Origin of the sequence: Pseudomonas sp. MAG002Y (assembly GCF_019400845.1) — a bacterium.
In the GTDB taxonomy this organism is placed as follows: Bacteria; Pseudomonadota; Gammaproteobacteria; order Pseudomonadales; family Pseudomonadaceae; genus Chryseomonas; species Chryseomonas luteola.
This window is the reverse complement of sequence record NZ_WOEJ01000002.1, coordinates 49,751-65,242: the sequence shown is the minus strand read 5'-3', so window position 1 is coordinate 65,242 and position 15,492 is coordinate 49,751. Positions and strand designations below refer to the sequence as shown.

General features: G+C 58.9%; 12 protein-coding genes. 1 reads left to right on the top strand and 11 read right to left on the bottom strand.

Annotated elements, in window-relative coordinates; translation table 11 throughout:
* The first annotated feature begins 125 nt into the window (after positions 1 to 125).
* Complete coding sequence (locus tag GM154_RS03290; RefSeq protein WP_258019719.1) at positions 126 to 563, top strand: MarR family winged helix-turn-helix transcriptional regulator; 438 nt, start codon at positions 126 to 128, stop codon at positions 561 to 563.
* 15 nt (positions 564 to 578) lie between these two features.
* Here GM154_RS03290 and GM154_RS03285 read toward each other — a convergent pair whose 3' ends face one another.
* The 11 genes from GM154_RS03285 to GM154_RS03235 all read right to left on the bottom strand — a co-directional run bounded on the left by GM154_RS03285 (position 579) and on the right by GM154_RS03235 (position 15,272).
* A complete protein-coding gene (locus tag GM154_RS03285; protein WP_219650988.1) occupies positions 579 to 1,997 on the bottom strand; it encodes a sugar porter family MFS transporter in 1,419 nt (472 codons plus the stop codon).
* Between the two features lie 266 nt (positions 1,998 to 2,263).
* Entirely contained in the window at positions 2,264 to 4,000 is a 1,737-nt protein-coding gene (locus GM154_RS03280; RefSeq protein WP_219650987.1) for an acyl-CoA dehydrogenase family protein, read from the bottom strand.
* A gap of 9 nt (positions 4,001 to 4,009) precedes the next feature.
* Positions 4,010 to 5,257: a thiolase family protein gene (locus GM154_RS03275; protein ID WP_219650986.1), complete on the bottom strand. Its 1,248-nt coding sequence runs from the start codon at positions 5,255 to 5,257 to the stop codon at positions 4,010 to 4,012.
* A gap of 9 nt (positions 5,258 to 5,266) precedes the next feature.
* The gene (locus GM154_RS03270) at positions 5,267 to 5,788 is read right to left on the bottom strand and encodes a DUF3237 domain-containing protein (protein ID WP_122041533.1); all 522 of its coding nucleotides are present in this window, start codon (positions 5,786 to 5,788) and stop codon (positions 5,267 to 5,269) included.
* Complete coding sequence (locus tag GM154_RS03265) at positions 5,785 to 7,683, bottom strand: feruloyl-CoA synthase (protein WP_244322538.1); 1,899 nt, start codon at positions 7,681 to 7,683, stop codon at positions 5,785 to 5,787. The genes GM154_RS03270 and GM154_RS03265 overlap by 4 nt, the downstream gene beginning before the upstream one ends.
* Positions 7,684 to 7,806: 123 nt before the next feature.
* Complete coding sequence (locus GM154_RS03260; RefSeq protein ID WP_219650984.1) at positions 7,807 to 9,258, bottom strand: aldehyde dehydrogenase; 1,452 nt, start codon at positions 9,256 to 9,258, stop codon at positions 7,807 to 7,809.
* Between the two features lie 108 nt (positions 9,259 to 9,366).
* A complete protein-coding gene (locus GM154_RS03255) occupies positions 9,367 to 10,197 on the bottom strand; it encodes a p-hydroxycinnamoyl CoA hydratase/lyase (protein ID WP_010795913.1) in 831 nt (276 codons plus the stop codon).
* Between the two features lie 172 nt (positions 10,198 to 10,369).
* Positions 10,370 to 10,933, bottom strand: coding sequence for a DUF3237 domain-containing protein (locus GM154_RS03250; protein ID WP_010795914.1), 564 nt, complete (start codon positions 10,931 to 10,933; stop codon positions 10,370 to 10,372).
* A gap of 9 nt (positions 10,934 to 10,942) precedes the next feature.
* The gene (gene mhpT / locus GM154_RS03245) at positions 10,943 to 12,190 is read right to left on the bottom strand and encodes a 3-(3-hydroxy-phenyl)propionate transporter MhpT (protein ID WP_219650983.1); all 1,248 of its coding nucleotides are present in this window, start codon (positions 12,188 to 12,190) and stop codon (positions 10,943 to 10,945) included.
* Positions 12,191 to 12,218: 28 nt separating this feature from the next.
* Positions 12,219 to 13,676 carry an alginate export family protein gene (locus tag GM154_RS03240; RefSeq protein ID WP_219650982.1) on the bottom strand — a complete coding sequence of 486 codons (1,458 nt, stop codon included), beginning with the start codon at positions 13,674 to 13,676 and terminating at the stop codon, positions 12,219 to 12,221.
* A 453-nt stretch (positions 13,677 to 14,129) separates the two neighbouring features.
* Positions 14,130 to 15,272 (bottom strand): polysaccharide lyase family 1 protein, encoded by a 1,143-nt coding sequence (locus tag GM154_RS03235; RefSeq protein WP_219650981.1) that lies wholly within the window; start codon positions 15,270 to 15,272, stop codon positions 14,130 to 14,132.
* Between the last annotated feature and the right edge of the window lie 220 nt (positions 15,273 to 15,492).

Sequence of the window (15,492 nt, the reverse complement as noted above, 5' to 3'; positions counted from 1 at the left end):
ACCCCTACGATGTATAAGAAAATACGTGACTTGTATATTATCTGCCCGCATTATTCGATGATCATGACGAAACCGTTTCTCATTCAATGAATAAAAAACAGCAGGTTGCAGTCGATACGACCGATATGGAAGAAAGCAGCGAAATCAACTCGCCATTTCTGGACGAGGTGATCGGCTATGCCCTGCGTCGGGCTCAGCTGAGAGTCTTCCAGCATCTGATCAATGAGCTGGAAGCCTATGATCTTCGCCCCGCCCAGTTCACCGCCCTTACGCTGATCGAGCAGAACCCGGGCCTCATGCAGGCCGAGCTGGCGCGTGCATTGGCCATCGAGCCACCGCAGATGGTTATCATGCTGAACAAGCTGGAAGCGCTGGGCCTTGCGCTACGTATACGCTGCAAGGCCGACAAGCGCTCCTATGGCATCTTTCTGAGCAAAACCGGCGAGACCCTGCTCAAGCAGCTTAAAGAAGTGGCTATCCGCAGTGATAACGAGGCCACCGCCGCCCTGAGTACCGAGGAGCGGCAGCAACTGCTGCACTTGTTGCACAAGGTCTACCGGTAGCCCGGCGCATTACATTTACGCGGGCTGCTTGTGGGTGCGATGGGGCAGGAAGGAACCGGCCTTCAGTGACCGCTCGATGTCTTCCAGGCTTCGTCCACCCGTTTCCGGGACCAGGAAGAAGATGAAGACCCAGCCCAGGACATTGAGTCCGGCGTAAACCCACATCGCACCGCCTACACCCAGCCATTGCGTCATGGTCAAGGCAGTCCCGGTCAGCAATAGATTGGACCCCCAGAGCATGGCGGCATGAGCACCGGTCGCCTGATCCCGAATAGCCAGCGGATAGATTTCCGATCCGGTCAGCCAGCCCACCACCTGGATGCCGCCTGCGTTGAAGATCATGAAGACGATCAGGCACCCCACTACCCACCAGCTCTGCGAATCGCCCGCCAAATTGAAGTGCAGCACGGCGCCCAATACCAGAAGCGCCACCACTGCCCCCGGAATCATCGCTAGGCTCAGCGTTCGCCGTCCGACCTTGTCGACAATCAGCTTACCGATTACCGTCATGACCAGATAAGTGATTGCCACGCCAAGGGCTGACCACAGCGCAGCGGACGCGCCAAAGCCGGCATCCCTCAGAAACGTCGGCGTGTAATAGATCATCATCTCGATACCGCTGAGCTGGGTAAACGCCGCTACGCCCAGGCCGGCCACAAGCGCCGGTCGTAACCACGGTTGGCGCATGGCCCGCCAGCCTGTTACCGAATGCTCCTCCTTCTTGTCCACAACTTCCTGGATATCCGCAATCTCTTCGCGCACCTCCCCCGTGGTATCCCGTACCTTGGACAGCTCATGCCTGGCCTCTTTCGGACGGTCCTGCTCGACCAGCCACCGCGGACTTCTCGGCATTCGGGTCATGCCAAACAACAGTACCAGCGAAGGTACAAGCGCAACCCCAATCATCCAGCGCCAGGTAAAGAGGTTCTGGCCAGCCACACCCACAATTGCAGCCAGGAGAATCCCTACACCAATGGAAACGTTGAAATAGGTCACCAGGCGACCCCGCTTTTCGGGAGGTGCCAGTTCAGCGATGTAGGTGGGGACAATTTGCGTCGAGCCGCCGACTGCAAAGCCCAGCACCAGGCGAGACAGCCCTAGGCACCAGACATTGGGAGAGATGGCAGCAGCAACCACCCCCACACAATAGATACCCGCCACGATCACGATGGTCAGCCGACGCCCAAGCCTTGCCGACATACGTGTCGAACTCAGGGCACCGATTACCGCACCCAGCAAGATGGCAGCCGTGACAAGCTCCTGGGCGCGGTGATTAAGCTCGAAGTCCTGGGCAATTTGTGGAAGGGCACCGGAGATGATGCCCGTATCATAGCCGTACAACCCTCCGGCGATGGCTGCAACGGTAGCCACCATTGCCATATAGGCCTTGGGCTTGATATGGCTCTCGGTTGCGGAGCTAACAGCGTCTGCCATGAAGTTACCTGTCATATGGGAGGGATATGAAGGTATGGAGAGAGCCGTTACCCATGTGGTTCCGCCTGCCGCATGACGCTTGCGGTCAGCCTTGACTCGATCAAGGTCTTACAACCGCTCAGACATGGCGCTTTCAGCGCTCAAGGGCCATAAAACGATAAACAACCCCTACAAAGAAAAGCTGACGAAATGCCTGCCATCGCCCCATTATGCCTGCCGTTTTCACACCAATTACTGCCAGATCCCGACCGTTTCGCCACTATCTCCTATAAAGCAGGTAAAGGTGCCCGGCTCACCTTGATAGCGTCCGCGGTCTGCGCAACATTGAGCAGCAGATAGTCAAACGCGAAGCGGGCCGTTTCGCTTTTGGTTCTATAAAATGCATCTTCCTGACGGGACTCGGTCAGCCGAGCCGTACGTGCCCAGACAAATGCCAACCCTAACCAGCCCTGCAAGCGCAGATAATCCAACGCAGCGCGGTAGGGCCATTCCGAATCGCTGGAACTCATCAAGTCCGCTGTCACCTGCCAAGTCTGGTCGCAGGCCTGTCTTAACGCCGCACCATAAGACTTGCACGAAGGCGTTGCCAAACACCGCTCGGCTTCTGCCTGATAGTGCTCCAGAAGCCTGCCCAGTGCTGCTCCCCTGTCGCCGATGACCTTGCGCACGAGCAGGTCATTGGCCTGAATTTCGTTGGTGCCCTCATAGATCATGGCGATCCGGCTGTCGCGCAGGGTCTGCTCAATGCCAAAGTCTGTCACGTAGCCATAACCACCCAGCACCTGCAGCGCCGCACTGGCCTGCTGAAACCCCTGCTCGGTAAAGAATGCCTTGATGACCGGTGTCAGCAGCGATGCCAGTTGATGGGTGCGGGCGCGCTCATCGGCCTCTGTCGCATGCTCGGCCAGATCCAGCAGATGCGCTCCCCAGTACCCCAGCGCCCGCATTCCCTCGCTGCAAGCCCGTAGTTCCAGCAAAACGCGTCGCATGGCCGGATGATGAACAAGCAGATCGGCTGCTTCAGCCGTCTCTTCAGAGCGCTTCGGCGCGCGCATTTGCCTTCTTTCCGAGGCATAGGCAAGTGCCTGTTGATAGGCCGACTCGACATGTCCCAACCCTTGCAGCCCTACATGCAGGCGTGCCGAGTTCATCATGACAAACATTGCCGCCAATCCCCGATGGGGCTCGCCAATCAACCAGCCGCAGGCCCCCTCGAAACGCAAGGCACAGGTTGCACTGCCCTTGATACCCATCTTGTGCTCCAGGCTCTCGCAGTACACGCCATTAGCCGTGCCCTCAAGCACCTTGGGCACCAGGAACAGCGACAACCCGCGGCTGCCGGCAGGTGCGTCAGGGAGGCGAGCCAGTACGAGATGCACGATGTTGGATGTCAGATCATGTTCGCCACCCGAGATGAACAGCTTGCTGCCGTCGAGCAGATAGCGTCCCCCCTCTATCGGCTCTGCCCGGGTACGAATCAGGCCAACGTCACTGCCAGCCTGGGGCTCGGTGATGCACATGGTGGCAAGCCACTCGCCACTTACAAGCTTGCCAAGGTAGGCATCCTTGAGCGCTTCTGAGGCATGGGCGCGCAGGCATTCGTATGCACCATGGGCAATACCGGGATACATGGCCCAGGCATGGTTGGCGGAAACCAGCATTTCCTGAAGCGCCGCGTCCAGCAACTGTGGCAGGCCCTGCCCTCCCCAGGCCGGGTCACAAGCCAAGGCGGGCCAGCCACCCTCGACATAGGCCTGATAGGCCTCGGCAAATCCGGACGGCGTCGTCACCTGTCCATCCTGCAGCTGGCAGCCCTGGCGATCGCCCGAGGCGTTAAGCGGCGCCAACCTGTCGGCACTAAAACGCCCCGCTTCCTCCAGAACCTGCATGGATAGATCAGCATCTATTTCACTAAAGGCTGGTATTGCAGGCCATGTAGAAGGAGCATCGAGCCATTCATCAATAACGAACCGTATATCGCGCAGCGGAGGGTGATAGGTCATGGCATCCTCTTAACGATAGTTCGAGTTTTCAATCAGCACCGCCATGCCTTGCCCGCCGCCCACACACGCGGCGGCAATGCCATAGCGTTCGTGGTTGGCCTGTAGCTGCCGCGCCAGGGTAAGCGTCAGGCGCAGGCCGGTTGCGGCCAGGGGATGTCCCAGCGCAATCGCACCGCCACAGGTATTCAGCCTTTCCGGATCGATATCCAGTTCACGCTGGACAGCCAACACCTGTGCGCCCTGCGCCTCGTTGATCTCGATGCGCGCAATCTCCGCCAGCGTCAGCCCGCTGCGTTCGAGCAGCAGGCTGATGGCCGATGCCGGACCGATGCCCATTACTTCTGGAGCAACCCCGACCGCGGTAGCGGCCAACAGGTTGGCTAGCAGTGGCTTGTCTGTCCGGTTTGATCTTCTGGCCACGACCATCGCCGCAGCACCGTCAACCACTGCACAGCTGTTGCCTGCCGTCTGCACACCGCCCTCGTGAATCGCGGCGAGCCGGGCCAGTGCGTCAAGTGACGTGGGCCGCGGATGACTGTCGACAGCGACAGAAGCGATACGACGTGGCAGTTGAATACCCCGCGTGCGATACCCTTCCAGCCGAAATTCTTCTGTTTGCACAGGAACAATTTCATCCGCAAACCAACCGGCCTCCTGTGTTGCCAGCGCCCGGTTGAAGCTTGCCAATGCATAGGTATCAACCTCGGCACGCGTAAGGCTGTAGCGACGGGCCAGATTTTCAGCGGTACCAATCATGTCGATACCCGGTGCCGGGTCCATCAGGGCCTCCCAGAGAAAGTCCTTGAACTCCACCGAGGCTCCCAGGCGAAAACCGCTCCGGTGCGTATAGGCCGCAATGGGATTGCGAGACATGGACTCGCTGGCGACGCACAAGGCGATCTCGGCCTGACCCAAGCCAATCTGTTCACCCGCCTGACGCAGCAACTCGAAACCGGTGCCACAGATACGCTGGACTTGCAGGGCCGGCACCTCTAAGGGAACGCCCGCATAAAGGCCGATGTGTCGGGGTAACAGGTAAGCATCGAAACTGGCCTGAGCGACAGACCCTGCCAGAACGCTATCAACCTGATCCGGCGCCACGCCACTGCGTGCCAGTACCTCGCGCGCGACCTTGATGCCCAGGTCAATCGGTGAAACCTGCCCCAGCGCGCCGCAGTAATCTACCCAGGGTGTACGGACACCCCCAAGCAGCACCACGTCGTCGAATGCAGAATACAAGCCCTGTTGTCGCGCCATGGCAGTTTCCTATTTGAGGCGGTACACGCGAATCAGTACGGCATTGCGCTGCAAGGGTGCCCTTTCGACGGTTCCGGCATAAACGTAGCGATTCAACCAGCCGTAAGGGCCGTCCGGAGCGGTAATGGTTAGTGTGGAGAAGGCGTAGGGCTTGGTATCCAGCTCGTGGATCAGGGCCTGATTGTGGATTGTCAGGATCGCGCCATCATGGGTGCGCATCTCATACAAGGCATCGAGCTGCTGGACGCCATCGGCACGGACCAGCTGCCGATCCGCCCCGCCCGGCAAGACCTTGCCACGCAGCCTGGGACCAACGAAACGTCCGCCGGTAATCGGTACGATACGACGCTCCCCCAGGGGGCCTTTGCCCAGGGACACGGTATCGGCAATCTCCACGGTCGCCTCGTAAACCAGCTCCGTCTGGGGAGCCACACCGGTGGCCGCTTGGGCAGTGGTCATCATCGATAAAAGCATCCATCCAGTGACGAGTCCCATCACAGTACGCGCCTTGATCCCCACAGAATTGTTCATCGCGCTGCCTCCATCGCCTCGAAACGGACAACCGAGGCGTCATTGCCCTGGCAGATTGTCTTGATCCGATCCGCTCGCCACTGCAACACGGCGCGCTGGTTGATCGAACCCTTGTCCGTAATTTCACCTCGATCGATAGAGGGCGGCTCATCGAGCAGGCAGGCCCACTCCACCCGGCTGGCACTGCCGGTTGCCTCCCGATTGAGCCGCCTGAGCAGCCCGGCAAGCCAGGCGCGTACTGAAGGTGAGGCCAGCACATCGGCGGACGAGGCATCATCACCCAGGCCGGACAAGGCTCGGCACTCAGGCAGACGGGGAAAGATCAGCAGGCCAAGACAGTCGTGGTCCGGGCCGACAATGACCGCATCTTGCACATAGGGCGCGCCTTCCAGCACCACGCGTGTGCGTAACGGCCCCACGCTGACAAACACACCGGACGATAGCTTGAAGTCTTCGGCGATCCGCCCGTCGAACATCAGCCCCAGGTGCGGCTGCTGCGGGTCCGCGAACTTGAGCGCATCGCCGGTACAGTAGAAGCCTTCTTCGTCAAAGGCCTGGGCGTTGTGCTCTGGTGAGCGCCAATAGCCCGGCATCACGTGCGGTCCGCGAAAGCGTGCCTCGAGCTTGCCATCCACCGGCACCAGCTTGACCTCACAGCCCGGCGCCGGTAGCCCGACATAGCCCGCCATGGACAGTGGCCCGGTAGTAAAGGTGCAGGACGGCGCCGTTTCGGTCATGCCAAGCCCGGCCATCATGCGGATACGCTCGCCGCAATGCCGCTCCGCTACACGATCCAGACGGTCCCAGACACTTTGAGAAAGCCCTGCGGCGGCAAAGAAGAACAACTTTATCTTGGCGAAAAATCGCTCACGCAACTCAGGATCATTTTCCAGCGCAGTAACCAACTCCTCCCAGCCCTTGGGTACGGTCAGGTACGCGGTAGGTGAAATCTCCCGCAGATTGCGCAAGGTTTCAGCCATGCCCTGCGGCGTAGGCTTGCCCTCATCCAAATAGAAGCTGCCACCGTTATAAAGCACGATGCCGATGTTGTGGCTGCCGCCAAAGGTGTGATTCCACGGGAGCCAGTCCACCAGCACAGGCGGCTCCTCACCAAAGGTGGGAAAGGTTTGCAGCAGCATCTGCTGATTGGCGCAGAGCATTTGCTGGGTAGTGACTACCGCCTTTGGCAGCTTGGTAGAGCCGGAGGTGAAGAGAAACTTGGCAATGCTGTCCGGCCCTGTGGCCTCAAAAGCCGCATCCGCCTCGGCGCCGCCGGGCTGGGCGAGCAACTCCTCGAACGCAATACAGAGCCGCCCGTCAAGATCACCCCGCGTCAGGATTACGGGCACCTCCGCTGGCACACGCGCCTCGATGGCGCGGCGGTACAGCTCACCGTCACAGGCGAACACCATGCCAGGATCAAGCAGATCGATTACATGCTTGAGCTTGCCCAGATCCTGGGAAAGCAGCGAATACCCTGGTGAGACCGGGCAATAGGGAATACCTGCATAGAGCGCGCCCATGCACAGCTGAAAATGTTCAAGATCGTTCCCGGACAGGATGACCAATGGGCGCTCGGCAGAAAGCCCAAACCCCAGCAGGGTTTGTGCGATGGCACGTGCGCGCTGGAGCATGTCGGCGTAGGTGATGCGCCGCCACTCCCCGCCCTGTTCACGTGCCGCTACAAAGGTTTGATCGGGCCGTACCCTGGCCCAATGGACCAGGCGATCAAGCAAGCGCTGCGGTAACGGCGCCAGGGGTTCCAGAGCCTGCATGCGGATAGTGCCATTCTGCTCATGGCGGATGTCTACGGCCGGATGGCCGATCGACACCGAACGGTATCGGGGCTTGGCCGCACCGACCTTTTCAATGCACAGCTCGGACTCGCAGTTCACGTCGCATACCTCCTGTTGGCACGCAGGGGGCCGAGCACGACTGAATTCGCGCATCAGGCCCCATGCATGGCCAGCCTGTTTCAGGCCGGTGTTGTCATTGTTGTTGCCAGGAATAGCGTGGGTTCAGATGGGGTAATGTCGGGGAGTTGTCTGGAGCGTAATCCAGCGCAGCTGGGTAAAATGCTCGACCGAAGCCGCCGAGCCAAAACTGCCATAGCCGCTGCCTTTCACACCGCCGAACGGCATCTGGGCTTCGTCATGCACTGTCGGCCCATTGATATGGCAGATGCCGGACTCGATCCGCTGAGCCAGCCCCAGAGCGCGGTTCACGTCGCGGCTGAACACGGCGGCAGACAGGCCGTACTCGGAGTCGTTGGCCACGTGCAGCGCCTCTTCGTCGTCCTTTACCCGAATGACTGACACCATCGGGCCAAAGGACTCTTCGCGGTAGAGCTTCATGTCGGGCGTTACGCCATCGATCACAGTGGCCTGCATCAGGCAGCCATTGATCTCTCCGCCTGCCGCCAGACGTGCGCCCTTGGTCAGGGCGTCATCCATCAGGGTTTGCAGGCGCTCGGCCGGGGCCCGGTCGATCAACGCCCCCAGGACCGAGGTACTAGCCTGCGGGTCGCCTGCAAGCAGCGTTCTGGCCTTGTCGGCCAGCTTGCTCACGAACGTATCGGCAATGGACTCGTGCACGATTAGCCGCTCGGTCGACATACAGATTTGACCTTGGTTAAAGAAAGCACCAAAGGCAGCAGCCTCTACCGCAGCATCCAGGTCCGCATCGTCCAGCACCAGAAGCGGCGCCTTGCCGCCCAGCTCCAGCACCGCCGGGGTGAGATGGCGCGCTGCCAGCTTCCCGATGATCTTGCCTACTCTTGTGGAGCCCGTGAAATTGACGCGGCGTACCGCCGGGTTTGCAATCAGTCGCTCGACGATAGCCGGCGCATCCTCTGGTGCGTTGTGGATAACGTTAATCACTCCGTCACCCAGCCCGGCTTCATGAAGCACATCACCGATCAGGGCATGCACGGCCGGGCACAGTTCGGAGGCTTTTAGTACTACAGTATTGCCGCAGGCCAGCGGCATGGCGATCGCACGGGTCGCCAGGATGACCGGCGCATTCCATGGTGCGATGCCGACGACCACGCCACAGGGCTGGCGCACCGCCATGGCCATCGAGCCAGGCAGATCGGAAGGGATGATCTGTCCGGTGATCTGGGTTGTCATGCAGGCCGCCTCACGCAGGATGCCTGCGGCCAGATGGACATTGAAGCCATACCAGTTGGGCATAGCGCCCGTCTCGCCTTGTCCGGCCGCCACGAACTGATCCGCGCGACTGGCCATGAGTTCAGCGGCCTTGAGCAAGCGTGTCCGGCGCTCATTAGGGCCCAGCGCCGCCCAGGCCGGGAACGCTGCCTGGGCCGCCGCGACAGCAGCATCAGCGTCTTCAAGGCTGGCTGCGGCTGCGCGAGTGACGGCTTGCTCGGTCAGCGGATTGCGACGCTCGAACTGACGCCCATTGGAAGCCTGCACGTGACGGCCACCAATCAGTAGGGAAACCTCGTACATGATGCGATCCTCGTTTTTGTAATTGTCAGGAGCTGCACATAACAGCATACGTTCGAACGCCCGCCTGGGCAGCTCAGTGGCTACACAGGCGCAAGGGTATCCGGCGTTTTAACGACGGTAGGTTTGCAGACCCGGCTTGATGCTTTTCTCATCGAGGAACTGCTTCATGCCTTCTTCACGGCCATGCTCGGGATCGCGCAGGCGAGCCTGGTCAAGCTTGGCGTACAGGTAGTCTTCGTTCTGCTCCCAGTTGAGTTCACGGCAGCGCTTGAAGCCGATCTTGGCCGCCCGCAGCACCACCGGATTCTTTTCAAGCAGCTCACGCGCCAGGGTGACGGTTTCCTCGCGCAACTGCGCCAGCGGGACACTCTTGTTGACCAGCCCCATCTGGGCAGCCTTGACCCCATCGAAGGTACGCCCTGTCATGATGTAATAGAGCGACTCACGATGGCCGACTGTATCCGCCATCGCCTTGCTCACCAGATTGCCAGGCGGAATACCCCAGTTGACTTCGGAGAGACCAAACGTGGCCTCATCGGCGGCAATGGCCAGATCACAGGCCACCAGTGGACTGAAGCCTCCGCCAAAACACCAGCCGTTGACCATGGCAATGGTCGGCTTGCTGTACATTCGCAGCAGCTTCCACTGCCATTCGGAGGCCTCACGGCGGATTTTTTCCTGAAGAATCTCAGGGCCTGCATCCACCTCGCGGAAGTACTCCTTGAGGTCCATGCCTGCCGTCCAGGCATCGCCGGCCCCGGTCAGTACCACTACCCCGGCATCGGCATCCTGTTCCAGCGTTTCCAGAATCTCGCGCATTTCCCGGTTCAGCGTCGGGCTCATGGCGTTGCGCTTTTCGGGACGATTAAGGGTCACCCAGGCAATGCCCTCTTCGACCTTCACCTCTACCGTTTTCCAGCGACCTTCGTAATTGCTCATGGCGGAACCCTTGTTGTTGTGCTTCTTGTGAGTCCAAGCTAAGGCAGAAAAATAGTTATGTCAATTAACTATTTTTAGCTTTTTACCATTATTTATGCCCCTCCTATGCCGCCAAGATCCGGTCTCCTATAGGCATGTTTTGAGGCGTCATCCAAATAGTTAATCCAATCAATCACTTGAGAAGATAGGCGTCATACACCACAGCCTTGCCCAGGCGCATGGCACTGCCAACGCCGATGGCCCGATTGAGCCAGTCATACTTCTCGGCGCTGGTTTCAAATGTCATCGTGACCTTGAAAAAGTATTTGCTCGGATCGACAGGCTTTCCGGCGGCCACATCCTTCATCACCTCTGGCGGACCGTAGCGGTACCCCTTGGTTTGCAGGTAAACAAGCGCGCCGTCATCGGTCTTGAGCAGATAGCGTGTATCGATGATGGCCAGCCCATCGTCGGTCACGACCTGCCAATCTGCGCCGTTGTTAAGAATTTCTCCCTTGAACGATGGCCCCTCAAAGCGGCCACCGGTAATCGGGATGATTCGGCGCTTGCCCAGCTCGCTCGTCTTGCCAAGCTCCCAGACAGGCGCCGTCAGATCGACCTCAAACCGGGCCAATCTTTCCAACCCAAGCGGCGGCGGATCAAAGGCAGGCTTTTCCCGTGCTTCCTCTGCCAGCGAGACGCCTGACAGTAACGTGCTAGCCGTCAACAAGGCGGCTACCCATAGAGATCTGAACATGGTTTCTCCTTAATGAGCCGGTTCACCTGCCAGCACACCTGTGCTGACCGGCTTGGCGGCCTGTCGGTTGAGCAGGCAGAGCACAGACGCCGCAGCGATCAGCACGCCGGGGGCTGTTGCGATGACCAGGGTCGATGCCGCGCCGCCCATGGCCAGTACCTGACCGGCCAGGAGCGGGCCGGCCATGGCGCCTAATCGTCCTATCGCCACGGCTGAGCCCACCCCGGTCGCTCGTACGGCCGCCGGATACACCAGAGGCGCCAGCGCATACAGCACCAACTGGCCGCCTACTACAAAGAGGCCCGCCAGGAATCCCGCCATGATGACCCCGGCAAAGCTGCTCGAAAGCCCAAGCCCCGCGAGTCCGGCCAAGATACCGGCGTAGATGGCGACCACGACAATCCGGGGTTTCCAGCGGTCCATCAGCAGACCGAACAGGACCGAGCCGATACCGCCACCGATATTGAACAGGATCTGAACCGTCACGGCCTGGCTGCGGCTGAACCCCTGCCCGACCAGCAGTGACGGCAGCCAGTTGAGCAGCATGTACATCACCGTCAGGGTAAAAAAGTAGCTGACCCACAGCATCAACGTGGTGGATGCCCTTACCTGATGAAAGAGGCCATCCCAGGTGCGAATGGACTGCTCGGTTGCCCGGGCCGCCTGCCGGCTTTTGACGAACGCCGATGACTCCATCAGATACACGCCCAGCAGGGGCGCCACCAGAAGCGGCGCAAAGCCTCCTACATAAAATACTGTTCGCCAGCCCAGACCGGTTTCCAGCAGACCGACAATGGCCGCCAGCGCACCACCCAGCGGTACGCCGCAATACATCAGGCTTACCGCTGTATTACGGGCACGCTCGCCGGCCGACTCGGAGGACAGGGCAATCAGGTTGGGTAACGCCCCACCCAGCCCGATGCCGGTCATGAAGCGTGCGATCAACAGGCTCTGCATATCCCAGACATGAGCGCTGGCCAGCGAAAAGAGACCAAACAGCACAACCGAGGCAATCAGCACTTTTTTGCGCCCGATCCGATCGGCGCACCAACCTCCTAAAAAGGCCCCCGGCAGCAAGCCTAGAATGCTGGCACTAAAGACCAGCCCCATCTGCGCCGGCTTGAAGCCAAACGCGGCAGCCATACTGGGCGCTGCGATGCCCATGGCCTGCAGATCCATTCCCTCCAGCAGAGCCACTACAAAGCACAACCCTATGGTCAGGCGTGTACGGGCATCAGCCATCCCGAGCGTAGTCATAGCGAAACCTCCTCATGGGTCAGGCGCATCAGAAACGGAACGTTGTTGAAACCATGCCGAAGTGGGTATCTGAGCCATCGGCCTGCCGCACGGCCTTACCCGCCTGGAAATAGCTGTATTCCAGGTCCACGGTCAGGTTGGCGGTCGGTAGCCAGCGCAGATTGTTGCGAAACAGGTTGCCCGTTTTGGGCGATGAGCTGTTGGGCGTTCCCGGCACATAGGACATGCCCGGCAGATAGACGCCATCGCGGGTGCTTTCACGCCAGACGGCAAAGGCACCGGCTTCCAGCTGCAGATACTGGCGTGGGGCGAATGTCAGCAGCGGGCCGATCAGATACATGTTCGAAAGGGTGGTCAGCCCCGAATCTCCATAGAAACCATTCTTGGGAAACAATGGGTCGAATGTGCCAATCTTGTCATCACCAAAGCGGTCATCACCGCTGGCTGCATCGAAACGCACCGCCAATCGTGGCTTCCAGGGCTGCCTGAAGGTATATCCCGTCTCGCTGCTGATACCCCAGGCACGAATACGCGCCCCTTCCAGATGACCACCCTGGTAGGCCAGATCCCATGTCCAGTCCCAACCGGCCTGCTTACCAAACAGCCGCACGCCTCCGGTGTAGCGCTTTTCGCTTCCGGTCAGCCCATCCAGGGTGCGCTCGTTGGTTTCCAGGCCAAATCCGTATACATCCATTTTCAGGATGGCTGTCAGCGGTAGCGTGCCGTACAACCCATAAAACTTGACGTTATTGTTGGAGCCATCATCAAAGCTGTCTTCGCCTGTCTCGACGGGACGCAAGCCAAAGGCATCGAGCTTGTAGCCGCCGGGACGGGAATAGCTCAGGCGTACCCCATCGAAATTGAGCCGGATATTGCGTGCATCACGGTAGGTAACAAACGCCTGGTTGCCGTAACCCAGCTCCTGGCGCCCTACCCGCGTCATCAGCCGCCCGCCCAGGGTATTGGTATTGATGTCGATAAAGGCCTGATGCAGCTCCGTCCTGCTCTGGTCATACGGCCCGTAAAGCGCCTTGTTCCAAGCCCGGGTGTTTTCCAGCTGGACGAACGCACGGACTTGGTCATCCAAGAGATGCAGATCACCATGGACCTGAAGCCGCTGCTGAGTGTAGGAATCCTTGTTCACACCACGCAGCCCAAAGACGGGGTTATTGATGGTATCCGCCCGGTAGCGCGCTTCCGCACCAAACTGGACCCAGGCTGAATCGGACAGCCGCTGATAACGGAGCGGATCAAAAAAGTCGCTCCGCTTGGACGCATCGTCCAGAAACCGATAGTCCTCCGCCCAGCGAGGCGGCCCGGGTGGTAGAGGACGTGCTTTTTCCAGAGCATTATCGAGCGGCGCAGGACGTGACTGCTCCAGTACCACCGAAGGGGCAGCCTGAGCCGCCAGGGAAACTCCAGATAACGCAACAGCAAGGCATGAGGGCGCCAGCGCGCCGGCACGCCAGGAAAGCGATAAGGACATGACCGATACCTGTTTATTGTTGTTGTGGATCAGTGCTGGAAAACGAAAGGTCTTGGTCAGCCGGAGAGCAGCGACACGTCGTTAACGTGCCGAGGTAGCCGAAAAACGGTATGAAAACAGAAGGTGAATAACGCAGGGTAAGCGGGTGAATCGGTACGAATGAACATAGACTAGCCCCATATTGTTTTTATTATTAACTTTTGGATGAATGCCGTTGGCTTCATCTCTATGTGCTTGCCTTTTGGATACTTGACGTCAGCCTGCCTACCGTCAAGACATTAACGGACTTAACGATCGATTATCGAACGTTATAATTATTAACTATTTAGATGGCTAAGCATGCAAATGGATGTATCGCGCGCAAAGCAGCATGCCAGACAGGAAGGGATAGAAAAGGCGAGAAGATAGGCAAAAAACCGCCACCCCCTTAAAGGCAGATGGCGGTCAGACGGGTCAGAAACTGATCTTGCCTGCGCCAGCCTCGGAAGGCACCTTGGAGGCCACGAGGGAAGCCGCCATCTTGGTGTATTTGTAAGGAGGCGTCCAACCGATATTGGAATTCCATGAGCATTTCATGGAAACGCCATTGATCAGCGAGCCGGCGTCCTTGTAGACAGAGCCGCCATTCTTGGCGGTGATCTTGTCACAACTGCTAATGCCGCTGATGTTGAAGGCATTGGCCTCGGACAGGATAGCCGATGACTTGCCTACTCCATGGGCGGAATAGAACGGATAGACCGCGTCCTTTGTGTTACCTGTGTGCAGGTTGTTGTACAGGTGAACCTGACCAAACCGTACACGCGGCGCACGCTGCGTAACGTTCTCGAAGACCGAGTTATGGATAGTGACCTTCAACTTGCCCTTGTCGGTCGAGCTGGCACTGTCGCTGGAGCCAATCAGGATGTTCTTGTCGTGCAGCTTGAACACGGTGTTGGAGATGGTGACGTAGTTGGCGCCCTTCTTCACGTCCAGCGCCCCGTCATGATGCTGCACATGGCGACCCTTCCTGATCTCGCTCGGATCATCAGGGCGGCTACCGTCGGTAAACGTCATATGGTCGATCCAGACGTTACTCGCGCCCTGTACCGTGACGCCGTCGTACTCAGAGTTCCAGTTACCGGCATCGCCATCATCCGGGTCGAAAACCGGTGTGGGGTCCCATGGATTTTCGATGGTCAGGTTACGCATGATCACGTTGTTTTCCTTGATCATGAAAAACCCGTTGACGATCTGCGCAGTAGAGCCCAGACCCACAATTGTGGTGTTACCAGGCACAACCAGCTCAGCGCGCTTTTTCATCTCACTGGTACTGGTATAGGCCTTGCCTTCACTGATATCGATCTTGCCAGAGACCTTGATGATGCGGCTGCTGGCCGAGGCCTTCAACGCGTTCTTCAGGTCATTGGCGGTGCGTACGGTATAGATATTGGCGGAGGCTGCAGCTGCGCCACCCTTGGTTCCCCCGTTTTGCGTAGCCCAGCCTGTACTGGCCGCCTCACGCATATCCGCTGCAAAGGTGCTGGCGGCCGCGGTCAACAGCACCACGCCTGCGCCCAGTAAAGCCGGCTTCTTGAGCGAGCCTGATTTCATGGTCATGTACACGTCCTTACTGTTTAGTGTCTGTAACGCGCACGCAGGCTCAACGCAAATGAGTTTCACTGCAATAATGTCATATTGGAATTTTTAGATTTCTAAAGATAGCTCTCAACCAAAATGAGTAGCGTCTCTGCTTTCGTCTGTCGACGCGTCGAGGTTCCATGACATGCAGGCCGATAAACGACGCACAACGGCTTGTGTGGTAGACAAGAAACCCCTC

Bases quoted from the DNA above. Each gene is read 5' to 3' on its own strand.
- GM154_RS03290 (WP_258019719.1), top strand. From the start codon at position 126: ATGGAAGAAAGCAGCGAAATCAACTCGCCATTTCTGGACGAGGTGATC.
- GM154_RS03260 (WP_219650984.1), bottom strand. From the start codon at position 9,258: ATGTACGAGGTTTCCCTACTGATTGGTGGCCGTCACGTGCAGGCTTCC.
- GM154_RS03255 (WP_010795913.1), bottom strand. From the start codon at position 10,197: ATGAGCAATTACGAAGGTCGCTGGAAAACGGTAGAGGTGAAGGTCGAA.
- GM154_RS03250 (WP_010795914.1), bottom strand. From the start codon at position 10,933: ATGTTCAGATCTCTATGGGTAGCCGCCTTGTTGACGGCTAGCACGTTA.
- mhpT (WP_219650983.1), bottom strand. From the start codon at position 12,190: ATGACTACGCTCGGGATGGCTGATGCCCGTACACGCCTGACCATAGGG.
- GM154_RS03280 (WP_219650987.1), bottom strand. From the start codon at position 4,000: ATGACCTATCACCCTCCGCTGCGCGATATACGGTTCGTTATTGATGAA.
- GM154_RS03275 (WP_219650986.1), bottom strand. From the start codon at position 5,257: ATGGCGCGACAACAGGGCTTGTATTCTGCATTCGACGACGTGGTGCTG.
- GM154_RS03270 (WP_122041533.1), bottom strand. From the start codon at position 5,788: ATGAACAATTCTGTGGGGATCAAGGCGCGTACTGTGATGGGACTCGTC.
- GM154_RS03240 (WP_219650982.1), bottom strand. From the start codon at position 13,676: ATGTCCTTATCGCTTTCCTGGCGTGCCGGCGCGCTGGCGCCCTCATGC.
- GM154_RS03285 (WP_219650988.1), bottom strand. From the start codon at position 1,997: ATGGCAGACGCTGTTAGCTCCGCAACCGAGAGCCATATCAAGCCCAAG.
- GM154_RS03235 (WP_219650981.1), bottom strand. From the start codon at position 15,272: ATGACCATGAAATCAGGCTCGCTCAAGAAGCCGGCTTTACTGGGCGCA.